This is a genomic window from Sphingobacterium sp. UDSM-2020, from assembly GCF_016132525.1.
GTDB classification, from domain to species: Bacteria; Bacteroidota; Bacteroidia; order Sphingobacteriales; family Sphingobacteriaceae; genus Sphingobacterium; species Sphingobacterium anhuiense.
The window spans coordinates 433,986-457,576 of record NZ_CP066166.1 but is presented as its reverse complement, the minus strand read 5'-3'; the positions used below and the strand labels follow the sequence as shown (position 1 = coordinate 457,576).

At 34.0% G+C, this 23,591-nt stretch carries 21 protein-coding genes and 1 other RNA gene; 9 read left to right on the top strand and 13 right to left on the bottom strand.

From position 1 onward, the window contains the following. Positions 1-203: 203 nt before the first annotated feature. From JAZ75_RS01925 to JAZ75_RS01900, 6 genes are all read right to left on the bottom strand, one after another. On the bottom strand, positions 204-770 hold the full coding sequence (locus JAZ75_RS01925) for an OmpH family outer membrane protein (RefSeq protein ID WP_031287178.1): 567 nt from the start codon (positions 768-770) through the stop codon (positions 204-206). 117 nt (positions 771-887) lie between these two features. Then, the gene (locus JAZ75_RS01920; protein ID WP_208699949.1) at positions 888-1,421 is read right to left on the bottom strand and encodes an OmpH family outer membrane protein; all 534 of its coding nucleotides are present in this window, start codon (positions 1,419-1,421) and stop codon (positions 888-890) included. A 582-nt stretch (positions 1,422-2,003) separates the two neighbouring features. Continuing rightward, positions 2,004-4,571 carry an outer membrane protein assembly factor BamA gene (gene bamA / locus JAZ75_RS01915; protein WP_183915600.1) on the bottom strand — a complete coding sequence of 856 codons (2,568 nt, stop codon included), beginning with the start codon at positions 4,569-4,571 and terminating at the stop codon, positions 2,004-2,006. Positions 4,572-4,692: 121 nt separating this feature from the next. Then, complete coding sequence (locus tag JAZ75_RS01910; protein WP_132772031.1) at positions 4,693-5,430, bottom strand: isoprenyl transferase; 738 nt, start codon at positions 5,428-5,430, stop codon at positions 4,693-4,695. Positions 5,431-5,848: 418 nt separating this feature from the next. Then, on the bottom strand, positions 5,849-6,736 hold the full coding sequence (locus tag JAZ75_RS01905) for an NAD kinase (protein WP_021188282.1): 888 nt from the start codon (positions 6,734-6,736) through the stop codon (positions 5,849-5,851). Between the two features lie 74 nt (positions 6,737-6,810). Beyond that, a complete protein-coding gene (locus JAZ75_RS01900; protein WP_132772030.1) occupies positions 6,811-7,473 on the bottom strand; it encodes a CBS domain-containing protein in 663 nt (220 codons plus the stop codon). Positions 7,474-7,703: 230 nt separating this feature from the next. On the opposite strand from JAZ75_RS01900, the gene JAZ75_RS01895 reads away from it, so the two are divergent. Next, on the top strand, positions 7,704-8,537 hold the full coding sequence (locus JAZ75_RS01895) for a 1-acyl-sn-glycerol-3-phosphate acyltransferase (protein WP_132772029.1): 834 nt from the start codon (positions 7,704-7,706) through the stop codon (positions 8,535-8,537). Positions 8,538-8,541: 4 nt separating this feature from the next. Then, positions 8,542-9,501: a GNAT family N-acetyltransferase gene (locus JAZ75_RS01890; RefSeq protein WP_021188280.1), complete on the top strand. Its 960-nt coding sequence runs from the start codon at positions 8,542-8,544 to the stop codon at positions 9,499-9,501. Positions 9,502-9,531: 30 nt separating this feature from the next. On the opposite strand, the gene JAZ75_RS01885 is transcribed toward JAZ75_RS01890, so the two are convergent. The 4 genes from JAZ75_RS01885 to JAZ75_RS01870 form a co-directional block, all read right to left on the bottom strand. Further along, positions 9,532-10,845: a DEAD/DEAH box helicase gene (locus tag JAZ75_RS01885; protein WP_208699947.1), complete on the bottom strand. Its 1,314-nt coding sequence runs from the start codon at positions 10,843-10,845 to the stop codon at positions 9,532-9,534. A gap of 107 nt (positions 10,846-10,952) precedes the next feature. Further along, on the bottom strand, positions 10,953-11,273 hold the full coding sequence (locus tag JAZ75_RS01880) for a GNAT family N-acetyltransferase (RefSeq protein WP_132772028.1): 321 nt from the start codon (positions 11,271-11,273) through the stop codon (positions 10,953-10,955). Positions 11,274-11,431: 158 nt separating this feature from the next. Then, positions 11,432-11,848 (bottom strand): VOC family protein, encoded by a 417-nt coding sequence (locus JAZ75_RS01875; protein WP_132772027.1) that lies wholly within the window; start codon positions 11,846-11,848, stop codon positions 11,432-11,434. Between the two features lie 126 nt (positions 11,849-11,974). Further along, the gene (locus JAZ75_RS01870) at positions 11,975-13,366 is read right to left on the bottom strand and encodes an arginine decarboxylase (RefSeq protein ID WP_132772026.1); all 1,392 of its coding nucleotides are present in this window, start codon (positions 13,364-13,366) and stop codon (positions 11,975-11,977) included. 109 nt (positions 13,367-13,475) lie between these two features. Here JAZ75_RS01870 and argS point away from each other — a divergent pair, with 109 nt between their 5' ends. From argS to JAZ75_RS01845, 5 genes are all read left to right on the top strand, one after another. After that, entirely contained in the window at positions 13,476-15,260 is a 1,785-nt protein-coding gene (gene argS, locus JAZ75_RS01865; RefSeq protein WP_208699945.1) for an arginine--tRNA ligase, read from the top strand. An 8-nt stretch (positions 15,261-15,268) separates the two neighbouring features. Beyond that, positions 15,269-16,351 (top strand): oxidoreductase, encoded by a 1,083-nt coding sequence (locus JAZ75_RS01860; RefSeq protein WP_232789333.1) that lies wholly within the window; start codon positions 15,269-15,271, stop codon positions 16,349-16,351. 9 nt (positions 16,352-16,360) lie between these two features. Continuing rightward, positions 16,361-17,554, top strand: a complete 1,194-nt coding sequence (locus JAZ75_RS01855) for an NAD(P)/FAD-dependent oxidoreductase (RefSeq protein WP_208699943.1) — start codon at positions 16,361-16,363, stop codon at positions 17,552-17,554. A gap of 69 nt (positions 17,555-17,623) precedes the next feature. Then, positions 17,624-18,002, top strand: an RNA gene (rnpB, locus tag JAZ75_RS01850) — RNase P RNA component class A. Positions 18,003-18,057: 55 nt separating this feature from the next. Then, on the top strand, positions 18,058-19,473 hold the full coding sequence (locus JAZ75_RS01845; RefSeq protein WP_132772023.1) for a sigma-54-dependent transcriptional regulator: 1,416 nt from the start codon (positions 18,058-18,060) through the stop codon (positions 19,471-19,473). Positions 19,474-19,495: 22 nt separating this feature from the next. Here the strand turns inward: JAZ75_RS01845 and JAZ75_RS01840 are convergent, their stop codons facing one another. From JAZ75_RS01840 to JAZ75_RS01830, 3 genes are all read right to left on the bottom strand, one after another. Next, the gene (locus JAZ75_RS01840; RefSeq protein WP_208699941.1) at positions 19,496-20,158 is read right to left on the bottom strand and encodes an HAD family hydrolase; all 663 of its coding nucleotides are present in this window, start codon (positions 20,156-20,158) and stop codon (positions 19,496-19,498) included. 74 nt (positions 20,159-20,232) lie between these two features. Next, positions 20,233-21,240, bottom strand: coding sequence for an acyltransferase family protein (locus tag JAZ75_RS01835; protein ID WP_208699939.1), 1,008 nt, complete (start codon positions 21,238-21,240; stop codon positions 20,233-20,235). Between the two features lie 76 nt (positions 21,241-21,316). After that, positions 21,317-21,691 (bottom strand): hypothetical protein, encoded by a 375-nt coding sequence (locus tag JAZ75_RS01830; protein WP_132772021.1) that lies wholly within the window; start codon positions 21,689-21,691, stop codon positions 21,317-21,319. A 440-nt stretch (positions 21,692-22,131) separates the two neighbouring features. Here JAZ75_RS01830 and JAZ75_RS01825 point away from each other — a divergent pair, with 440 nt between their 5' ends. Further along, entirely contained in the window at positions 22,132-22,629 is a 498-nt protein-coding gene (locus JAZ75_RS01825; protein ID WP_021188274.1) for a hypothetical protein, read from the top strand. Positions 22,630-22,797: 168 nt separating this feature from the next. Continuing rightward, the gene (locus JAZ75_RS01820) at positions 22,798-23,466 is read left to right on the top strand and encodes a sterol desaturase family protein (protein WP_021188273.1); all 669 of its coding nucleotides are present in this window, start codon (positions 22,798-22,800) and stop codon (positions 23,464-23,466) included. Positions 23,467-23,591 lie beyond the last annotated feature (125 nt).

Sequence of the window (23,591 nt, the reverse complement as noted above, 5' to 3'; positions counted from 1 at the left end):
AGGTAAGGTAAGGTAAGGTAAGGTAAGGTAAGGTAAGGTAAGGTAAGGTAAGGTAAGGTAAGGTAAGGTAAGGTAAGGTAAGGTAAGGTAAGGTAAGGTAAGGTAAGGTAAGGTAAGGTAAGGTAAGGTCATAAAAAAAACAGCAGACCTTGAAGGGACTGCTGTTTTTTTTATGACCTGAATTTATTTCAGGATTTAATTAATTATTTTTTTGCTGGAGTTGCAGGAGCAGCTGTTGCAGAAATACCTAATTTTGTTTTTAAAGCAGGTGTTAAATCATCTCCGCCTTGGAAATAAGGAATGTTTGTGCTTGAGATATCAAAAACATAAGCAAATCCTTTTTCTTTAGATACAGCAGTAAGTGCATCTGATACTTTTCTATGAATAGGAGAAATTAACTCTTCTTCTTTTTTGTTTAATTCTTCTTGAGCAACACGTTGGTTTTCGTTGATACGAGTTTCAATATCGCGTAGTTCAGTACCTAATTTTTGTAATTCAACATCAACAGTCTCTTTGTTTGCTTCGCTTCTGTTACGTGCTTTATCATTTGCTTCTTTTTGTTTCGTTTGATACATCGCATACATATCTTGAAGCTCTTTCGTTTTTCCGTCGCTTAAAGTTTTCAATTGGCCTTCCGCTGTTTTGAATTCTGGTGTTGCCTGAATTACTTCAGCTAAATTAACGTGACCAATTTTTTGTTGTGCCTGAGCTAACTGAGTAGCGAAAATAACTGCTACAAATGCAATAGCACCTTTAAATAAATTTCTCATTCTTTTCATTTTAATCTTAAATCGTCTCTTCAAATTATAATGAGACAAATTTTTGTGTTTCTAATTTAATACTTACTACTACTGGTATTTGTTCTCGCAATATTAATAAACTAATATTTAGTTTGCAAGTGCTGAATTAGGTTTTAATCCTAATTTAATAATGACGTCATTACTTTTATCCAATTTTGGATTTGCATATAGGAATGTTACTTCTTGACCTCTATCTAATACAAGATCGAATCCTTGCGCTTGTGCTATATCTTGAATTGCTTTGGACACGCGTTGTTGTATAGGTTGAACCAGTTGCTGACGTTGTTTAAATAACTCGCCTTCAAAACCAAATTTTTGTTTTTGATAATCTTTTACTTCTTTTTCTTTTTTCACGATTTCATCTTCGCGACGTCTGCGCATATCTTCATTTAGTAAAACTTGATCATTCTGATAAGCTTTATACATTTTTTCTATTTCAGCATATTGTTGATCTACCTCTTGTTGCCATTTTTGAGAAAGATCATCTAACTGTTTTTGTGCGGCTGTATATTCAGGGATATGCTTTAAAATATATTCTGAATTAACATAGGCAAAATTTTGTGCAAAAGTAGTTGATATGGTAACTACGACAAATGCTATTACTAAAACTATTTTTTTCATATTCTCTGAAAGTTTTATAGACTATAATATATTATTTAACACTAATTTACTTTAAGACCATGGATAAACCCAATAGTTTAATTTGGGAAAATCATCTCCAGTAAACTTACTGCCCAAAAATAATAAAAAAGAAGCAATCTATGCGATATTTTTCGGGTTTAACACTATTTAACTTGTTTGCCCTTTTTTCTTCATGTTATGAGTAGTATAGATTCTAGTGATTAATGATGATTTGATGAATTATCATTTTTTTTTGTTGGAACTTTTATTGAAATATTATCAATGATATGTAGCATTTAATGCGTGTTTTTTATTTGTTCCGTTAAATTAGTATTATCACTTATAATCGTTTTTTATAGGAGCTTTTTCGAGGGGGTTATAATCGAGTTGCTGGATGTGAGTATGGTATTTTATACTTTTGGCATAGGAGATGAAACGCGTTTTTAGAATAATTGAAAACTTAGTGTTTAAAGCAAGCTTCTCGACTTTTTAAGAAATCGGTGGTAAAAGGAAAGGCTTTCACAATGGTGAAAGCCTTTCCTTTTATTTTGATAGTACCTGAGGTTTGGGTTAATCCAGCGATTAAAAACCGCCCATATTTTGCATGATACTGAATGTGAAATTTTGTTTCCACTGGCTACTTTGTAAACCTGGGATCGGATCAAATGCGTGACCGTAATCGATACCTAGCATACCAAATATAGGTAAGAAGATACGTGCACCAACACCTGCTGCGCGTCTTACTTTAAATGGATTGTATTCAGAGAATTTGTTCCAAGTATTACCAGCTTCAGCAAAAGCTAATACAAAGACTGTTGCTTGTTCATTTAACATGACAGGATGTCTCAATTCCATTTGGTACTTGGTGTAAATTGGACTACCTGAACGCATAGCGATATTAACGTTTTGTGTCCCTTCTGGAATAATGGAACCATTTGCATACCCACGCATTGCTATGATTTCAGATCCCTGTAGGAAATCAAATCCTTGCATACCGTCACCACCTAGTTTGAAGCGCTCAAATGTAGAGATTCCTGTTTTGTTGGAGTAACTACCTAAGAAACCGAACTGTGCCTGTGCTTTGAATACCAATTTACCAGCAATCTTTGCATACCATTGTGAATCAAATTTCCATTTGTGGTATTCAGTCCATTTGTATTTAACTTCCGGTGCAGATGTTTCATAGTTAATTTTGTTAAACAATGAATATGGAGGCGTAAGTTGTACTGAAAACTTTAGATTGGACCCTGAAGTAGGGTAAATCGGTGCATCAATTGTATTACGGCTGATTTCCTGTGTTAGGTTAATGTTGTATGCAGTACCGTTGTCAAACAAGAAATAGTTTGAATAATTCTGCAATTTGTAACGTTGGAACGAAAGGGAAGTATTTACCTGGAACCAGTTGTCTGGCCATTGCACACGCTTACCTAATGTTGCGGTAACACCAGTCATCCAGATACGGTTAAGATCTGAATCTTTTACCATCTGCTCTCCGGTGTACATGTTAAAACCACCATAAGAAGAACTAGATGTATAGGCGCTAAGACCAAAATAAATTGGTTTTTTACCACCTAACCAAGGTTCTGAGAATGAGAAACTATAAGATTGGTAACGTTTACCTGAAGTTTGTCCACGAACACTCAATTTTTGTCCATCACCGCGCGGTAGTGGTTTCCAAGAGCTCTTATCAAAGAAGTTACTTGTCGAGAAGTTATTGAAAGTTAAACCTAAGGTACCTATAATTTGTCCAGCACCGTAACCACCTGATAGTTCAACTTGATCGGAAGGTTTTTCTGTAACGTTATAAACGATATCTACTGTTCCTTCCGCATGGTTAATATTTTCTGGAACTGGATTTGTTTTCTGTTCATCAAAATTACCCAACTGTGCAATTTCACGAACAGAAGTCATGATAGCTTCTTTTGAAAATTTTTGACCTGGTTTTGTACGAATAGATCTCAATACTACGCGATCATTTGTCACGTCATTTCCTTTCACTATAATATTGTTGATGGTGAACTGTGCACCTTCATATACGCGCAAATTTAAATCAATTGTATCGTTATAAATACGCGTTTGTTCAGGATCAATTGAGAATGTCAAATAACCATCATTCATATACAGAGAAGAAATATCATCACTATTTCTACCTCCACCCATCAATTTAGTCGTTAATTTTTCTTCACTAAAAATATCACCTTTACGGATTCCTAAGATTCTATTTAGGACTGTGTCTGTATATTTTGCGTTTCCTGACCATTTAATATTACCAACATAATATTTAGGGCCTTCGTACACATCAATATTGACTAAGACATTTTTATCATCAACTTTAATTACGGAATCTTGGATAATTTCGGCATCGCGGAAACCTTTGTTTTGCATTTTCGCAACTAAAGTTTCTTTTGCTTCTTTATATTTTTCTTCTTTGAATTTTCCAGGTCCAAAAATACGGAACCAAGCTTTTTGCTTAACACCTTTTAAGTTCTTACGAAGCTGTTTTTGTGTGAATTCCTTATTTCCGGTAAATGTTATCTTTTTAACACGAACTTTATTTTTACGGTCAACATCAGCAATTAATATCTCGTTATTAGCTTGAGTAGTATCTTTAATAGTACTAATCTTAATTTCTGGATATAAATAAGCTTTCTCTCTTAAAAAACGTTGAATTGTATTGCGTGTTGTATTGATCAAGTTTTCATTGACAACTTTACCTGCGTTATCTTTTAATCTTTTACGAACTTCCTCTGTTTGACTTTTACTTAAACCGTTAATGTCTATACGGGTTAATCGAGGTCTTTCGTTAACACGAATGTTTAGAAAAATAGTTTCACCTTCTATTTTTTCAGCCCATAATTGGACATCATCAAAAAGTCCTTGTGCCATCATCACTTTCACGACATTTGATGTGGCCTCACTAGGAACTTCAATATATTGGCCAACGACAAGTTTGGAGATGGTAATTAATACATTGTTGTCAAGATGCTGCGTTCCCGAAACAGTAACACCACCAATAATATAGTCTTTAGGGGATAAATAACTTATCTGGTCGGGGTCATTCAGGTTTATAGCAGTTCCATTCACTTGAGCTTGTGCGAATTGTGGTTGGGTACATGCTAAAAATAATATAACAAATAGTATGCGCTTCATTTATAAATTTTTATTGATGCTAAAGTACACCAATCAGTTGTTAATTTTTGTTAATTAAGAAAAATTTAAGAACCAGCAGATATGAAGGTTTAAAATCAGTCAGCAAAGTTACTAATAAAGATTAGATCTGTTCACTTGTTTTTCCAAATCTTCTTTCTCGCTTTTGATAGTCAAGAATTGCCTTAAAAAGGTCTTCTTGTTCAAATTCAGGCCACATCTTATCTAAGAAACAGAATTCAGCATAAGCAATCTGCCATAAAAGAAAATTACTAATTCGATATTCTCCGCTTGTTCGGATTAATAAATCTGGGTTTGGTAAGTTTGAAGTGTAGAGATTTTCCTGAAATACCTCGGTTGTTATATTCTCAATTTTCAGATCTCCTTTAACAACTTTTTCTGCTATTTTTTTTGTTGCTTGGACGATTTCCTCCTGCGAACTATAACTTAATGCTAATGTTAGTATACATTTATCATTGCCGGCAGTTAAATTCATTGTTTCCTGCAATTTTTCTTGACAATTTTTAGGGAGCTTAGATAGATCTCCAATTGCATTTAAACGAACACCGTTTTTTTGGAAAGTTTTCACTTCTTTTTTTAACGAAGATACCAGCAACTCCATTAGCGCTATTACTTCTAGTTTGGGTCTATTCCAGTTTTCTGTTGAAAAAGCATACAAAGTAAGGTGTTTTACGCCAACCTGTAAAGTTGCTTCTAGTGCCTCTCTTACAGCTTTTACTCCGCTTTGATGACCAAAAATCCGTAATTTTCCTTTTTCTTTTGCCCATCTTCCATTGCCGTCCATAATAATAGCAATATGTTGAGGAAGATTGTTTTTGTCAATATGATCTATTATGCTCATTTTCTATTTCTTTACTTCTGCCTATCTCACGATTGGTAAAAACATTTATTTCTAAATATATGCTACAAGTGTATCGTTTTTTCGTAAGATAGTTGTTGAAATTGGCCTGATGCCTGTTTTAATTTCAATCGTGTATACTTATTTTAATGTCGTTGTATACAAACTACCACTGCAATTAAATTATTAAATTAGTGTGAAGTGCTACGTCAGATTTCCTTGTATCAGGTGTGATTTTCATTTGAAAAATGTAATTTCCTAATATCCTCAAGAAATTGCGCTTGCCATTAAGCAATTTTTTCTTCATTAATTTTTAAGTATTGCTGCATAAGGATAACTTATATTAACCAGATTCTTTAAAATATCGTGCGGTAAATATAAATCTTTTTGACGAATAGCGGATTACAAATTCATGTTAACGCTAATAATTTCTTACATCTAAGCCCCAAAGTAGTTTCTCCCGGAGTGTTTCAAAATAGCTTTCACCTTCTAATCTGATTAAATTAATATAGAATGGCGCTTTAGTTATTTTTAGTTTGACATTACTTTCTATTGTTTCATTTTTAGAATCGCAGCTCAATATATATTTTTCGGAACGACTTTCAATTTCTAATGCTAATTCAAATTCAGATGATATAACTACTGGACGAACATTTAAATTGTGTGGTGAAATTGGGGTAATTACGAAATTGCCACTTCCTGGCATAATGATAGGTCCTCCGCAACTTAATGAATATGCCGTAGATCCTGTTGGTGTCGCGATAATTAGACCATCGGCCCAATAGGAGTTTAAAAGTTCGCCATTTAAGTACGCATTTACTGTGATCATTGCAGAACTATCATATCTAAAAACGGTAATATCATTCAAGGCATAATTACTGTTTCCGCCAAATAATTCTCTGTCAGGCGATTCTACGGCTAATAATGCTCTTTTTTGTATTTTATAGTTTTTAGCTAGAATTTGATCAATTGAAGGTTCAAAATCTGTTTTATTTATGGATGCTAAGAAACCTAATCTTCCGAAATTTATGCCTGCAATAGGGATTCCGGAATTATGGATTAGTGATACTGCTGATAACATAGTTCCATCACCACCCAGGCTTAACATAAAATCTGTGTCTTTTGGCAGATTCTCATTAGAGCTGTAAGTGGAGAAGGTTTTATTACAGTCAAATTGTTTTTGTAGAAAAGTATAAAAGCTGTCGTAGATCCAAATCTCAACATTTTTCCCATTTAAATATTCCAGTAAATGCTTTACATGGGGAATAACTGAAGGACTAAATTCTCTACCATAAATTGCTATTCTCATATTGTACAGTATTTTTTATTCTAGCAGTAATGATTGCATTATTTTGCCAAAGATGAGAAAAAACTAGCGTATTGCTAAATATTGATGTAATTCATGAGTTGTTGGTAACGATCTTCTAAATCATCAAATTCTTGCAGTGTATTGAAAGATGCAATGACTTTATAATTTTGTCGTGCGAAGGAAGATAGTAGAGAAGCGATGTTTGACTTATTTACTTTCATTGTTACAAGCAATGTTGCATTTTCAGGGACTGTTTTTGTTGAACAGTTTAAAATTTGAGCATTTTCTGCTTCAACTAGATGTGCTATTTTAGATAAAGAAAAATCATGTATTCCAATTTCTAAGGTAATAATTGCTCCTATATCATTTAGTGATTGCAATACTGAAATCGTTTTTACCAACTCTAAAGAAGTCAGTACTCCTTCAAATTTATTGTTTTCATCTAACACAGGTAAAGTACTTATGTTATAAGCTGTCATTAAACGGATCGCATCGTATGGATGTTGATTTGCCTTGATATAAATTGGGTCAGTTTTTAAATGAACAGAAGCAATTGTATTTTGATCATCAAGGGCATTCAGTAAATCATTTTGAGAAATAAATCCTAAATAATTATCACCATCAACAACAGGCAACAAATGAAATTGGAAATCTTCCATTCGATCTAAAGCAAAAGCAATTGTGTCAGATTGCTTTATCGTCGTGTTTTGTGAAAGAGGAATGTTCGCTATATACATATGGATAATTTATCTGTATACTATTGACCTTAAATTTAGTAAAATGTTTAAAGAAAACCTTTTTTATTAACAAAAAAGCTTTCTTGCATTAAAGGTCATTAAATTTTTACTTTAACTTTGCACAGTTTATATATTATTGATAATGGATTGTACAAATTTTATCTACTTTTACAAAAGTGCGATTTATATTTTGAATATATAATGAAGTTAAATCATAGTACTGAAATTTTATGAGTGAGGTTGCAAGTCGGAAATTTATTGAAGTTAGAGAAGTAATTCGCAAGAAAAGTCCCAAGTTGATAAAATGGATTCCATCTTTTTTATTAAAGTATTTGGAACGAACTATACATGAGGACGATATCAATGATATTATGACTCGGTTTTCGGACTTGAAAGGTTTGGATTTTGTTGATGCTTTAATTAAAGATCTAGGCGTTAATGTTGAGCTAAAAGGTGCGGCTAATATTCCGATTGATGAAAGCGTTATTTTTGCTTCAAATCATCCCTTAGGTGGATTAGATGGAATTGCTTTTATGCATGCTATTGGACAGTACCGTAAAGATGTTAAATTTTTAGTCAATGATATATTGATGAATGTCGGTAATCTTCAGCCGCTATTTATACCTGTAAATAAATTAGGGGGACAAGGAAAAAGTGGGATCGCCGCCATAGAGGAAGCTTACGCGTCTGATAGTGCTTTATTGGTATTTCCTGCGGGTTTAGTTTCTAGAAAACAGGGAGACGGAAGAATTGAAGATCTTGAATGGAAGAAAAGTTTTATAAATAAGGCAAAGAAATATAAAAAAGATATCGTACCTGTCTATATTGAGGGGAAAAACTCTAACTTTTTTTATAATTTTGCAAGGCTAAGACAGAAGATTGGCTTAAAGGCAAATTTGGAAATGCTTTATCTACCTGATGAAATGTTTTCTCAACGCAACCAAACTGTGACGATTGTTATTGGCAAAAAAATATCTTACACACATTTTGATCAATCTAAAGGCGAAAAAAAATGGGCTGAAGAGGTGAAACGATTGGTTTACGGAATGTCTCAAGAAAAATAGAATTATGCAAGAAATTATTGCTCCTGTTGATAGAAAATTGTTAAAGGCAGAATTAGGTAAAGATGCTTTTATACGATATACCAACAATGGAAATAACGAAATATATTTGATTAACTATCATAATGCACCTAATGTGATGCGGGAGATAGGACGATTAAGAGAATTGACGTTTAGAGGTGCTGGTGGTGGAACTGGTTTATCAATTGATATTGATGAAAATGATACATGCGAAGATTGCTACGATCAATTGATTGCCTGGAATCCTGAAGAAGAAGAAGTTGTTGCAGGCTATCGTGTCATCAAATGTGCCAATGCTTCGGTAAAAGATGGTGTCCCAAATTTATCAACAGCTCATTATTTTCAGTTTTCCGAACGATTTAAAACGGATTATTTGCCCTATACAATTGAATTAGGCAGGTCTTTTGTCCAACCAAAATTTCAACCAGCAATTGATAACCGTAAAGGAATCTTTTCTTTGGATAATCTATGGGATGGATTAGGTGCTTTAGTGATGATTAATCCAGATATTAAGTATCTTTTCGGTAAAGTGACCATGTATCCGCATTATAATAAAGAAGCCCGTGATTTGTTGCTTTATTTCATGGAGTATCACTTCCCTGATCATGAAAATTTAGTTGTACCAATCCCAAGTTTAAATTGTGAAAATGATTTTTCTAAATTTGAAGGTATTTTCGATGGATTAGATTATAAGGAGTCTTATAAATTATTAAATAGTAAGGTTCGTGCGTTGGGTGAGAATATTCCTCCTCTGATTAACACTTATATGAATCTATCTCCAACGATGAAATCGTTTGGGACAGCAATTAACGATGAGTTTGGTGAAGTTGAAGAAACAGGGATTTTGATCATTATTGACGATGTTTATCCTGTGAAAAAAGAAAGACATATGAATACTTTCGAACGTGATCGGGAGTATGGTAATAAAAAACCAAAGAGAGGCTAAGCCTCTCTTTTTTTGTAATTATTTTTTGCTTTAAGAATCTCTTCTTCTCGAAGAAGTTCTGTTTCTATTTTCAGATCTTGGACCGGATGACGTTCTTCTTCTATTTCCTCCAGGATTAGCGTTATTTGAACTTTGGCCATTTCTGGATGTAGATGATGGTCTGCCAGATTTCTTTGCTGTACCAGCTTTCTTTGGTGCTACACCTGAAATATGTAAAGCATAGGGATGCTTCTCAACTAAAGGGATCTCCATACGGATGGATTTTTGGATATCTAGTAAGAATGCATATTCTTCTTCGTCGCAGAATGAAATCGCTTGACCATCTTTACCTGCTCTGCCTGTACGGCCTATTCGGTGTACATATGATTCTGGTATATTGGGTAAATCATAGTTGATTACAAATGCCAACTCATCTATATCAATACCACGTGCAGCGATATCGGTAGCAACCAGTACACGTAGTGTACGATCTTTGAAGTTTTTAAGGGCATTTTGACGGGCACTTTGAGATTTGTTTCCATGAATGGCCGCAGATTGAATATTCTTTTTTGCAAGATCTTTAACGATGCGATCTGCACCATGTTTAGTTTTAGAAAAAACTAACACGTGATTTATATTTTTCTCCTTTAAAACATGGATTAACAAATCTTTTTTATCGTTTTTCTTAACGTAATAAACTTCCTGTTGGATCTTTTCTGCGGTAGTAGATTCTGGAGTTACTTCAACCTTGATAGGATCAACAAGAATATGATTTGCTAATTTCTGAATCTCAGGTGGCATTGTTGCTGAGAAAAATAATGTTTGTCTTTTTTCAGGTATTATTTTAATTAGCTTCTTTACGTCATGGATAAATCCCATATCTAACATACGGTCAGCTTCATCTAAAACAAAAAATTCTAAATGTTTTAAATCGATATATCCTTGACCGTATAGATCTAGTAAACGGCCTGGTGTCGCAATAAGCACATCAACACCTCTCTTCAAGGCATCACGTTGTGGTTGTTGTCCGACACCTCCAAAAACAACTAGACTTTTAAGTGGAAGATCTTTGGAGTATTGATTGAAATTTTCTTCAATTTGAATTGCTAGTTCACGTGTGGGTGTTAAAACTAATGCACGAATATTTTTTTTCGCAGTTTTAACTTTTGAATAACTTAACATTTGAAGTATAGGAATGGCAAAGGCAGCTGTTTTACCAGTACCTGTCTGAGCGCAACCTAATAAATCATTTTTTCTAAAAATAATAGGAATCGCCTGTTCCTGAATTGGGGTAGGAGTAGTATATCCAACAGCTTCCAATGCCTTAAGGATTGGTGCTATGAGTTTTAAATCTTGAAATTGCAATCTAATTTATTTATTTGTAAGCGACAAAGGTAGCTTAATTTTATGGATTGCAACTGAAATTTGTTGAAACATTTATTTTTAATATGATCTAAAAATATGATTAATACCTACTTATCCTCTTGAAATCCTTCAAAACTTGGGTCAACGATTTCTTTCCATTCTGGATGTTTTTTTATATACGCGTATACCAAAGGGCATAGTGGAAAAAGGGTGTAATGATGTTCTTTCAGGTATTGTAATGTTTTTTCAATGACAGCAGTTGCTACTCCTTGACCCGCTAATTGAGGGTCGGATTCGGTATGAATGAGCCAAACTTTACTAGGTCTTTCTTTGAATGCGATAAAGGCTTGGTATTCTCCTATATGAAGTTCAAAATGATTTAATTGATCATTTTTAGTTAAAGGTAAGTTGATAAATTCTTCTTTCATGGTTTGTTATATTTTATATGGATATAATATCAATTGCATGCATATTGTTTTGGCGGGTCGAATGATAATGGTGCTTCGGGTAGACAAATAATCTTATTTTTAGCATAAGAGTTTCCTGGTAGCACTACTGGCGATCTCAGTCTGTTATTCATCTTATTTTAGCATGCTTCTTCTAAACCCTTTATATTAATTTTTTTCATCTTGACCAAAGCTTCCATTGCTTTTGGATTTGAAATGAGCATATGAATTCTTTTAGGAATTATTTGCCAAGAAAAACCAAATTTGTCTTTTAGCCAGCCACACATATTTTCTTGACCTCCATTTGCAGTCAACATATTCCAATGGTGATCGATTTCTTGTTGATCTTCACATTCAACGACAAATGAGACAGCATCTGATGGTTTATATGATGGACCTCCGTTAAGTCCCATAAATCGAGTTTTGTTAATTTCAAAAATAACGACCAGAGAATTGGATGAGATGATTTTTCCATCTTTAAATACTGAACAGTAGAAGTTTGCGGCATCTTGGGCTTGACCATCAAACCATAAACAATTATAAATTGAATCTGTCATAACTATGGTTGGGTTAAAGTATTATATACCTAAAATACAAATTAATCATGAATAACAGATATTAAATAAAACAAAAAAGGTTAGAAATGAAAATTTCTAACCTTTTATTGTGAGTTGACTACGCGCTTATTGGTAGCCCAATAATTTCATAACCTGTTTTGAATTTTGTTCCTCACCAAAAACTTCGTAATTGAATGTTTCGTCGCGGTTACGGCGAATCAGTACATGCTTTGGAGATGGTAATAAACAATGATGTATACCGCCATAACCACTCAATACATCTTGGTATGCTCCTGTATGGAAAAAACCTAGATATTGTAATTTACGTGTTTTAGGCATGAATACTGAACTAGTATGTGCTTCTTGATTGTAATAATCTTGGCCATCACAAGTAATACCACCTAGGTTTACCCGTTCATATTCAGAATCCCAATTGTTGATCGGAAGTAAGATATATTTTTGATTTAAAGCCCAAACATCTGGTAAGTTTGTAATAAATGAGCCATCAATCATAAACCATTTTTCACGATCATTTTGTAATTTACGACCTAAAACCTTGTAAAGGATACCTGATGCTTCGGCAACGGTATATTTACCAAATTCAGTAATAATATCCGGTTCCATTACTTCATGTTGTGCACAGATCTGCTTGATCCTGTTCACAATTTCATTGACCATGTATTCATAGTCAAAATCATGCACTAATGAATCTTTGAAAGGCATGCCTCCACCGATATCTAAAGTATCTAAGTCCGGGTTTACTTTTTTAAACTTACAGAACAATGTAACATATTTTTCTAGCTCATTCCAGTAATACGGGGTATCCGATATACCTGAATTGATGAAGAAATGTAACAGCTTTACTTTGAAGTTAGGGTTATTCGCAATTTTGTTGTTATAGAATTCTATAACTTCTTCGATACGAATACCTAGTCTTGAAGTGTAAAACTGTGAGTCTGGCTGTTCTTCCGATGCGATACGGATACCTAAAGCACATGGTTCATCCAATTCAATTTCATCATCATAGAGATTGAATTCCTCTTTGTTATCTAGGACGGGGATAATATTCTTATACCCATCATGGATCATGTCGATGATATACTGTTTGTATTGGTATGTCTTAAAACCATTACAAATCACTGTAATGTCTTTTTTTACTGTACCTTGACGTTCTAAGGAATCGATCATCGGCATATCAAATGCAGATGATGTTTCTAAGTGAATCTCATTCTTCAATGCCTCTTCAACAATATGTTTGAAGTGGGAAGATTTGGTACAATAACAATATTTGTAGGACCCTCTGTAGTTGTGTTTCAAAATTGCGGTTTGAAACAAAATTTTCGCTTGTTGAATTTTTTTGCTGACGATTGGCAAATAAGTAAAACGCAACGGCGTACCGTACGTTTCTATCATTTCCATTAAATTCAAATCGTGGAAATACAATTCGTCGTCGATGATTTCGAATCCGTCTTGCGGAAAACCAACACTTAGGTCAAGAAATTCCTGATAGCTCTGCATTTTTTATTATTTTTGCAAAGATATACTTTCAATATGAATACAAGAATAGCGAATGTGAATTATTTTTGTATTCTATTTCAGGGAGTTGCATATTTTACATAATCATTACATGGCGAATTCTATTCAAAACAGACTTATTGAAGTCACTGTTCAAGCTGTAAAACAGCTTTATAATGCAGATATTTCTGAAAATCAAATTGCTCTGCAAGAGACACGCAAAGAGTTTGAGGGGCAAATTACAATTGTAACTTTTCCTGTTACCCGATTTTCTAAGAAATCTCCTGAGCAGACTGGTACGGAAATAGGTGAGTATTTGAAAACTCATATCTCAGCTATTACTGATTTTAACGTTATTAAAGGGTTTCTAAATATTTGTCTTTCGGATGAATACTGGATTTCTCTTTTAAACGAGACTATCGTGAAATCTGATTTTGGGGTATTTCCTTCGAATGGTAAAAAATTAATGGTGGAGTATTCTTCTCCAAACACCAATAAGCCGCTTCACTTAGGCCATATTCGTAACAACCTATTAGGATATTCTGTTGCAGAGCTTTTAAAGGCTTATGGTTATGATGTCATAAAAGCCAATCTGGTAAATGATCGCGGTATTCATATCTGTAAATCTATGCTTGCATGGCAAAAATTCGGAAATGGAGAAACTCCTGAGTCTATGGGTATGAAAGGTGACCATTTGGTGGGTAAATATTATGTAGTTTTTGATAAAGAATATAAAAAAGAAATAGAAACACTCAAAGCTGAAGGTCAAACTGAAGATGAGGCTAAGAAGAATGCGCCATTGATTAAAGAAGCACAAGCGATGTTACAGCAATGGGAAGCTGGTGATGAGGCTGTGATTGATCTTTGGAAAACAATGAATACCTGGGTATATGCTGGTTTTGAAAAAACGTATAAGCAACTAGGTGTTAACTTTGATAAATATTATTATGAATCAAATACGTATTTGTTAGGAAAAGATATCATTCAAGAGGGTTTAGATAGTGGTGTTTTCTTTAAGAAAGAAGATAACTCTGTTTGGATTGACTTAACTGCCGACGGATTGGATGAAAAGCTTGTCCTGCGAGGCGATGGTACTTCTGTATATATTACTCAAGATTTAGGTACAGCTCAATTGAAATACGATGAGTTCAAGATGAATGATTCTATTTATGTGGTCGGTAACGAACAAGATTACCATTTTAAAGTATTGTTTTTGATCTTAAAAAAACTTGGTAAATCTTGGGCAGATGGCTTATTCCATTTATCTTACGGGATGGTCGATTTACCTTCTGGAAAGATGAAATCGCGTGAAGGTACAGTTGTAGATGCTGATGATTTGATGAGTGAGATGATCGAAACAGCGAAAGAGCGCACAGAGGAACTGGGTAAAACGGAGGGCTTGTCTGAAGAAAATAAAAATGCACTTTATAATACCATCGGTATGGGGGCTTTGAAATATTTCTTATTGAAAGTTGATCCCAAAAAACGTTTATTGTTCGATCCGAAAGAGTCTGTTGATTTTCAAGGAAATACAGGTCCTTTTATCCAATACACTTACGCTCGTATTAAGTCTGTTCTTTCTAAAGTAAATTTTGATGAACAGTCGAAAGTATCGGTGCCAGTATCCATATCGGCTTATGAGCGTGATTTAATTATGACTTTGGGTAATTTTCCAAGTATTATAGCAATCTCAGCTCAAGAATTCAGTCCAGCGCAGATGTCTAATTATATTTATGATGTAGCTAAATTGTACAATAAGTTTTATCATGAAGAGACTATTTTAAAGGCAGAAATTGAAGAAGTGAAGAATTTCCGTTTGCACCTTTCGGCTTCTGCAGCAAAAGTTATTGCAAAAGGAATGAGTTTATTAGGAATTGAAGTTCCTGAACGTATGTAATTTATCTCATGATGGCTCAAAAAATCCGTGTTGGTTTAATTGGTTTTGGTATTTCAGGACAAGTATTTCATGCTCCTGTGATGCGATCTATTGCTGACCTAGAATTAGTAAAAATAACTGCTCGCAAAGCGGAGCAAAAAATAATTGTAAGTGAAAAGTATCCTACAGCGTTGGCTGTAGATCATGCTGACGAAATATTAAATGACGATTCCATTGATTTGGTGGTTATTGCTACCTCTAATGATATGCACTATCCTTTTGCTAAGCAGGCATTGCTAGCAGGGAAACATGTGGTAGTCGAAAAACCGTTTACCAATACATCTGAACAGGCTGATGAATTGATCGCATTGGCAAAAGAAAGTGGTAAAATTCTATCTGTATATCATAATTTAAGATTCAACTCAGATTTTAGAACGATCAAAGAGGTGATTAAGGATGAACGATTGGGGCAGATCAAGAATTTTGAAGTTCGTTACGATCGTTTCCGTAACCATCTTAGACCGGGTGCGTGGCGAGAAGATAATCTGCCTGGTTCAGGAATCTTTTATGATCTTGGAGCGCATTTAATTGACCAGACGCTACAACTCTTCGGTAGACCAAATGCTGTATTTGCAGATTTGACTATTCAAAGACCTGGAGCGGGGGCAATTGATAATTTTGAATTACTACTTTACTACCCGGAAATGCGTGTTTCTTTGAAAGGAGGGATGCTTGCTAAAGAGCCGACTCCGCGATACACTGTATTTGCATTAAACGGAAACTTCCTTAAAAATGGTGTTGATCCTCAAGAGGAATTATTACGTGCTGGTGCATTTCCTGATGAAGATCCAAACTGGGGCAAAGAAGATCCAGCTATTTATGGTAAATTAAATTTACTTTGGAATGGCGAAGATATCGAAGAGACCGTTACTTCGAAATTAGGCAGCTATCCTGATTATTACCAAAATATAGCAGATGCTATTCTTGGGAAAACTCCTCTAATTGTTACAGCAGAACAAGGACGTGATGTCATTCGTATTATCGAACTGGGGATACAAAGTCAGGCGGAACGCCGTGTCATTTCATTAGATAATGAACTAATAGGCTATTAATATATAAATATGAAGCAATATGATGCCATTATAGTTGGGGGAGGGGCGTGTGGGCTCATGTGTGCTGCTCAAGCTGGATTATTAGGTAAGCGAACTTTAGTGATTGAACGAAATGATAAAGTTGGAGCTAAGATTCTAATTTCGGGCGGAGGAAGGTGTAATTATACCAATTTGGGTACTGACATCGATAATTTTGTGTCCGAGAATGCAGACTTTTTAAGATCTGCATTTAGTCAATGGACGGTAGATGATACATTGAGTTTTTTTGAGTCGCATGGTATATTTGGTGAGGAGAAAACGTTGGGACAATTATTTCCTTCTTCGAATAAGGCTAAAGATGTTGTAGCCGTTTTTACTAAGATCTTATTTGCAACGGATCAGGATATAAGATTAAACACGGTTGTTAAAGCTATAGAAAAGCTTGAGGATGACTTTGTCTTAACAGTGGAAAGTGAAAAGGGCATTCAGCAGTTAACGACAAAGAAAGTTGTTATGGCCAGCGGAGGTTTACCTGTCGCGAAGTTGGGAGCCTCTGATTTTGCTATTCGTACGGCTAAGAAATTTGACATGGCAATTGTCCCTACCGCACCTGCTTTAGTACCTCTAACTATTACAGGAAAGGATGCTGAATGGTATGCTTCTTTAGCTGGTAATTCAGTTTTTTCTAGAGTTTATAATCATAAGATTAGTTTTGAAGAGAACATCCTTTTTACGCATTGGGGCTTAAGTGGTCCTGCGATTCTACAGATTTCATCTTATTGGCGTGCTGGAGAAGAGTTCTATATTGATCTTTTACCTCGGTTTCAATTGGATAAAATAATCAAAGATGAACGTAATGAAGGTGGAAAACGTTTGGTTTCGAGTATCTTGAACGATTACTTTACTAAACGTATGGTGGAGGCACTGGGTAAATTTCTTCCTTTAGAAACTAAAATAGCATCTTTAAGTAAAGCGGATGCAAAATTGATTATTGATACTATTCATAAATTTAAAGTCAAGGCTGCTGGAGATAAAGGGTACGATAAAGCAGAGGTAATGCGTGGTGGTGTTTCTACTGCAGAGCTGCATGCTAAGACTCTAGAAAGTAAGCGGGTAAGGGGACTGTTTTTTGGAGGAGAGGCTGTTGATGTCACCGGTTGGTTGGGAGGCTATAATTTTCAGTGGGCTTGGGCATCTGGTTATGCTATAGCACAAGCACTTTAAATTCAAAATTTCATTCTTTTCTTTATTTATAGGGAATAATTATCAATCTAAATCCTACCTTTGCAGAAGAAGCAAACTGGTTCTACCGCTGCTCCCTTGAGGAGGAGAGGAAAGTCCGGGCAACGCAGAGCAACACGCTTCCTAACGGGAAGGATGCTGTTACAGCAGACAGAAAGTGCCACAGAAAATATACCGCTTTTCGGAGTAAGGGTGAAAACGTGAGGTAAGAGCTCACGGTCTTGTATGGCGACATACATTGCGGTAAACCTCGTGTGTTGAAAGACCAAATAGGTTGCGAAATTCGAAGGCTGCTCGTCTTCTTTTAGTTTAGGCTAAGATTCGTAATGGGTAGGTTGATGGAGCTAGTTAGTGATGACTAGCCTAGATAAATGGTAGAAACTCCGATTTTTTCGGTTTACAGAACCCGGCTTATAAGGTTTGCTTCTTTTTTACTATATTACCAATAATTTAGATAACCTTTAAGGAAGAGTAATAATACTTTTATGAGTACAATATTAATTATTGATGACGAACGGGCAATCAGAAATTCACTAAGAGACATCTTAGAGTATGAAGATTATAATATACTAGATGTAGATAATGGTATTGAGGCCTTAGAGATCATTAAGAAGGAAAAAATTGATCTTGTTCTTTGTGATATTAAAATGAATAAGATGGATGGTATGGAGGTTTTGGCAACTGCCCAAAAAACAAATCCAGATCTTCCTTTTATTATGATTTCGGGTCATGGTACGATAGAAACTGCTGTCGAAGCCGCTAAAAAAGGTGCCTTTGATTTCTTAGAAAAGCCACTTGATTTAAATCGTTTACTTATCACGGTAAGGAATGGCTTAGAGAAGGTCTCATTAGTTACTGAAACTAAAGTTTTAAAGAAAAAGGTAACGAGCTATAAAACCAAAGAAATCTTAGGTAAATCTGAAGCGATTAGTCGTATTAAAGAAACAATTGATCGGGTTGCACCTACGGAGGCTCGCGTACTTATTACAGGTGCAAATGGTGCCGGAAAAGAACTTGTTGCACGTTGGTTGCATGAGAAATCTAATCGTGCAGAAGGTCCTTTAATTGAAGTTAACTGCGCAGCAATACCATCGGAATTAATTGAGTCTGAATTATTTGGTCACGAAAAGGGATCTTTTACTTCCGCTATTAAACAACGTCTTGGTAAATTTGAATTAGCTACCAATGGTACGCTTTTTCTGGATGAAATAGGCGATATGAGCCTTTCTGCCCAAGCTAAGGTGTTAAGGGCTTTACAAGAGCATAAGATAACCCGTGTAGGTGGTGATAAGGAAATTGATGTGAATGTTCGTGTTGTTGCAGCGACGAATAAGAATCTCTTTAAAGAGATTGATGAAGGGAATTTTAGAATGGATTTATATCATCGCCTTTCTGTAATTCTTATTCACGTACCTTCATTGACTGAACGTGTGGATGATATTCCTTTATTATCGAAGAATTTTTGTGAAGAAATTTGTAATGAATATGGGGTTCCAATAAAAGAAATTACACCTGCTGCATTAAAAGAGTTGAGTAATCTTCCTTGGACGGGTAATATTCGCGAATTACGTAACATGATTGAACGCTTAATTATTTTAAGTGATAAATCTATTACGGATAGGGATGTTATTGCATTTGCAAATCCTTCAAACACGGTGAATGCTATTTCTTCTCATGCACATACGGATAATGGATCTAGCCATACGACGCAAAATGGTGGAAAGGTTGATCTAGATAACTTTGCTTCTTTTCAAGATTTTAAGGATTTTGCAGAGAAGGAGTTTATCAAATATAAATTAGAGAAAAACACGTGGAATGTTTCTAAAACTGCTGATGATTTAGATATTCAGCGAAGTCATTTATATAGTAAGATCGAAAAATTCGGTCTTAAAAGAGATTAGAAAAAAGGGCTTGATAATTTTATCAAGCCCTTTTTAGTAATTCTAAAATCTTGTCAGTTGATATCTCCGTGTAGTCATTGATGTATGCATGACAGGTTGGAAGTTGATCTTTGGTGTGCGTAGATAATACGCCAACTACTGTCATTCCCGCATTCAGACCAGCTGTAATTCCTGAAAAAGAATCTTCAAAAACGACGCAATTTATAGGCTCTACCTCTAAATTATTAGCGGACGTTAGGTAAACTTCTGGATGTGGTTTATGATGACTAACATTTTCACTACATAAGATCGAACCCATTTTGGATCGGATATGAAGTGCATCTAAGATTAAATCCATATTTTCTTTAGGTGCAGAAGTGGCCACTCCAGTTTTTAAATCATTTCTCTTGAGGTCTTCTAAAAATTCTAAGTAACCTGCTATTGGTGTGATCTGATCTTTATAAATAATTCTAAAGAGTTCTTCTTTCTCAAACTCTAACTTGATCAATTCATCAGGAGCTATTGTTCTCTTGAAAAAATGTTGCATGATATAGCTATTGTGTTTACCATACATATGCTCCTGAAATTCTTCTTCACTACTTTCAATATTGTATTTTTTGAAAAATGCTTCAAAAGCTTTAGCGTGATAGGGATTGGTGTGACAAATAACACCATCCATATCAAAAATAACTGCGTAATTACTCATAGTGCTAAGGTACATTTTTGACATTAAAATATGATATTATCCTGGTTAAGTTTTGTCATTTGTAACTTAAAAAACTAGGAACAAAAAATAATTTGTATTTGTTTTGCTTGCTTAGCGGGAATTTTAAAGTGATTTATTGTTTTGTTAATGAGTTGTTGTTGTAGAAATGTTGCTATAATGGATAGTGTGAGAATAGCTATCCAATTTAAATACCAGTTTTCTAAATTGATCAAGAATAGAATTAATATATGCCATAGATAAATCCAAATTGTTGAAGAGCCTATGAAATTTAAAATAGGTTTGTTTAATTTTTGAATAGTTGGTTTTATACAAAATATAAGTGAGAAAATACTTACTGCATAAAAAATATAAAACGAATGTGGTGGATATTTCAATGCTCCAATATCAAATGGTATTCCCAGGTGGAATTTAAAATATATCAAGCCTCCAATACTTATCAAAGCACTTATGATAAATAATAGTGTTTTAGTTCTTACATCATAATTTCGGTATTGTGCTCCTAGCATGAAGAAAATGAGAAAACCTAAGCTATAGGTGCCAAATTGATTGAAGTATTTTTGTACGCCTGGTTGAAATAAATCAGTTGAAAACTGAACGACCATTTCATAAATGGCATAATAAATCAGTAATTGCCATTTATTTTTAATGACTTTACTGAACAATGGCCCTAGGATGGCAATCATTAAAAAGATGCGTATAATCCAAACATAGCCAAAGCCATCTAATAGCAGATAGCTTGAAATCATAATATCTGGAAACTGTGTGTAATTGATTTTAAAGGATAAGGGGAAAAAGTACTGAATGATGTAAAATATCGATAAGAAAATCCATACGGGTACAACAAGACGGAAAAAGCGTTTCCATAGATAGGTTGTAAAATCGGTTATGGATTTAAAGGTTTGATTTTTGTTCCCAAATAAATATCCTGAGATAAATACCATTAAAGGAACATCAAAGTTTCTGATTTGAAAAATTGTAAAGGGTGGGTTTACATGTGCGAGAATAATGCACAATAAACCTACACTACGTATAATATCCAGTGAATTGTCCCTTTCTACCATCTTTTTTTTGCGAAGATAGTGAATAGGTGAAATTTGCAAAGGACTTATACGTATAATCGAAAAAAAATATTATTTCTTACTCTGGCTTCTTCAGTAGATCTTGAATTGTTGCGGAAATTATTGCAGGATCTTCACCATCTTCTAAAAGTGAAAAAGCAATATAGGTGGCATATATTTCAATACTGAAAGTTTCGTGTTTGTCAGCAATAAACCCGTCAATTTGTTGTTCGTTACAATCAAAACCAATTTGTTGTAATTCATTAAAAAGGTTTGTTGAAATCGTTGCATGATCTTCGCCACATGCGAATGCAACTAAAACATGAAATAGAAATTTATCGATGATCTCACTATCAGTTTCTTTGAATAAAGATAAAATATGTTTGTAATCAAACCTTGTTTTTGCACTGTTAACAATGCTGTCCCAAATTTCATATTCTAAAGTTGCTTCCATACTTCAGCTGTTTTTTTATTTATAATCGGTAATCTAAATATACTCAAAAACAATTAGTAATGAAAGCTTTGTTAGAAAATTTTTATTCGTTATGAAACTCTTTTTTTTGCTTTTTACGTCAACAATTGATAAAAAGAAAAAAGAATCTCCCCAATAAAGCAACCCAGCAGTATTCCTAATATTATCGAACCAGTTACTTTAAACCAAGAGGGAGTTTGTATTAATTGTAATTTCATGATGCAAAACTCGTAATTAGATTGGTTTTCCTAATCAATTTTGGTTTCATTAGTTTTATTTGTAGTCGTTTACTGACGTTGTATTTTCAACCTATTAACCATTGATAATTATATCTGATAATTTTTTAAGATTTAGCACTTTTTTTGAGTAATTTTAAGAGAGCAAGAATAAACTGACACATTTAATTTTAAAACCTTTTATTTATGACAATTAAGATTCTTTTATTTTTATTAATGATCGGTTCTCATGCTTCAGCACAAGAATTGAATCTTCTTAAAATTCGTAAAGAGTATTCTTTAGCAGTGAAAGATGAAAGTATTTGTGAAAATAATCTGAATTTACTACGGGCTAAAGCGAAAGAAACGACTGATAGAGGTTATTTAGCTGTTTATGAAATGGTTTTTGCTAAACATATGGGTAATCCATTCCGGAAACTTGGTCAATTTAATAAAGGTAAAAATTTATTAGAGACTTTAATTAAGGAAGAACCCAGTAATGTTGAACTTCGTTTTATCAGGTGGAGTGTTCAAACTCATGCACCTTCTATTTTAAATTACAGCAATGATATCAAAAAGGATAAATCTTATATAATTGACCACCTATATACTCTTCAGCATCGGGATGTAAAAGAAATTATATATAAATATATCAAAGGTGCAAACTCTTTTAGTGAAGATGAATTGAAAGAATTGATGAAATAATGATTTTTAAATTAGATTTCTTTTATAGATATTTTTATAGGTTTAACTTTTATGTTTAAAAAGTCAGTAATGTGACTTTAACTTGATGAATGGTGTTTTATATATTTTTTTATAATTATTATTTTTGCAAAAGATAATCTGTAGCAATTTTATTAATAAATTAATTGTATGGCAAAGCGTAATTTTGTTTCAAATTCCACTGAATCTTCAAGGATGTTTAAAAGTGATTTTTTAGAATCATTGACAAAAGTCCATTGGAGTGTTCCTTTAATATTTTACTTACCAATAATTGGTTACTTTTCATGGACTGCTTTAGGTCCTGGAGATATGAGTATTCTTAGTTATATCCAGTATTTTGTCTTTGGACTTGCTTTCTGGACTTTATTCGAATATGCATTACACCGTTGGGTTTTTCATTATCATCCAACAACTAAGTGGGGTAAGAGAATAGCATTTATTTTTCACGGTGTACATCATGATTATCCAAAGGATAGATTAAGATTGGTTATGCCATTATCTGCGAGTATACCTTTGGCAGCATTGGTTTATTATTTGTTTACTTTCTTTTTTAGTTCGGATATTATATTGGCGTCTTTCTTTTCGGGTTTTATGATTGGTTATTTAATTTATGACGAATGCCACTACGCAATGCATCATGCTAACTTTAAGAGTGGAATTTTTAAACGAATTAAACAACACCATATGTTGCATCATTATTCTGATCCAGAACATGGATTCGGTGTAAGTTCAGCTTTGTGGGATGAGATCATGCGCTCCGGCTTTCCAAAAGAGGATGAAAAAGTAGAAAAAACAGAACGAATCAGTATGGATAAATAATACTTAAAAAACAACAAAAGCCCAACTTTGCAGTTGGGCTTTTTTATTGGGAGAGACTCAAAAGGGAGGCTCCATCACAAAATATAACCAATTGTTTTACTCATTTCCTTTGTTTTTTATAAAGC

Bases quoted from the DNA above. Each gene is read 5' to 3' on its own strand.
- JAZ75_RS01925 (WP_031287178.1), bottom strand. From the start codon at position 770: ATGAGAAATTTATTTAAAGGTGCTATTGCATTTGTAGCAGTTATTTTC.
- JAZ75_RS01920 (WP_208699949.1), bottom strand. From the start codon at position 1,421: ATGAAAAAAATAGTTTTAGTAATAGCATTTGTCGTAGTTACCATATCA.
- bamA (WP_183915600.1), bottom strand. From the start codon at position 4,571: ATGAAGCGCATACTATTTGTTATATTATTTTTAGCATGTACCCAACCA.
- JAZ75_RS01910 (WP_132772031.1), bottom strand. From the start codon at position 5,430: ATGAGCATAATAGATCATATTGACAAAAACAATCTTCCTCAACATATT.
- JAZ75_RS01905 (WP_021188282.1), bottom strand. From the start codon at position 6,736: ATGAGAATAGCAATTTATGGTAGAGAATTTAGTCCTTCAGTTATTCCC.
- JAZ75_RS01900 (WP_132772030.1), bottom strand. From the start codon at position 7,473: ATGTATATAGCGAACATTCCTCTTTCACAAAACACGACGATAAAGCAA.
- JAZ75_RS01895 (WP_132772029.1), top strand. From the start codon at position 7,704: ATGAGTGAGGTTGCAAGTCGGAAATTTATTGAAGTTAGAGAAGTAATT.
- JAZ75_RS01890 (WP_021188280.1), top strand. From the start codon at position 8,542: ATGCAAGAAATTATTGCTCCTGTTGATAGAAAATTGTTAAAGGCAGAA.
- JAZ75_RS01880 (WP_132772028.1), bottom strand. From the start codon at position 11,273: ATGAAAGAAGAATTTATCAACTTACCTTTAACTAAAAATGATCAATTA.
- JAZ75_RS01875 (WP_132772027.1), bottom strand. From the start codon at position 11,848: ATGACAGATTCAATTTATAATTGTTTATGGTTTGATGGTCAAGCCCAA.
- JAZ75_RS01870 (WP_132772026.1), bottom strand. From the start codon at position 13,366: ATGCAGAGCTATCAGGAATTTCTTGACCTAAGTGTTGGTTTTCCGCAA.
- argS (WP_208699945.1), top strand. From the start codon at position 13,476: ATGGCGAATTCTATTCAAAACAGACTTATTGAAGTCACTGTTCAAGCT.
- JAZ75_RS01860 (WP_232789333.1), top strand. From the start codon at position 15,269: ATGATGGCTCAAAAAATCCGTGTTGGTTTAATTGGTTTTGGTATTTCA.
- JAZ75_RS01855 (WP_208699943.1), top strand. From the start codon at position 16,361: ATGAAGCAATATGATGCCATTATAGTTGGGGGAGGGGCGTGTGGGCTC.
- JAZ75_RS01845 (WP_132772023.1), top strand. From the start codon at position 18,058: ATGAGTACAATATTAATTATTGATGACGAACGGGCAATCAGAAATTCA.
- JAZ75_RS01840 (WP_208699941.1), bottom strand. From the start codon at position 20,158: ATGAGTAATTACGCAGTTATTTTTGATATGGATGGTGTTATTTGTCAC.
- JAZ75_RS01835 (WP_208699939.1), bottom strand. From the start codon at position 21,240: ATGGTAGAAAGGGACAATTCACTGGATATTATACGTAGTGTAGGTTTA.
- JAZ75_RS01830 (WP_132772021.1), bottom strand. From the start codon at position 21,691: ATGGAAGCAACTTTAGAATATGAAATTTGGGACAGCATTGTTAACAGT.
- JAZ75_RS01825 (WP_021188274.1), top strand. From the start codon at position 22,132: ATGACAATTAAGATTCTTTTATTTTTATTAATGATCGGTTCTCATGCT.
- JAZ75_RS01820 (WP_021188273.1), top strand. From the start codon at position 22,798: ATGGCAAAGCGTAATTTTGTTTCAAATTCCACTGAATCTTCAAGGATG.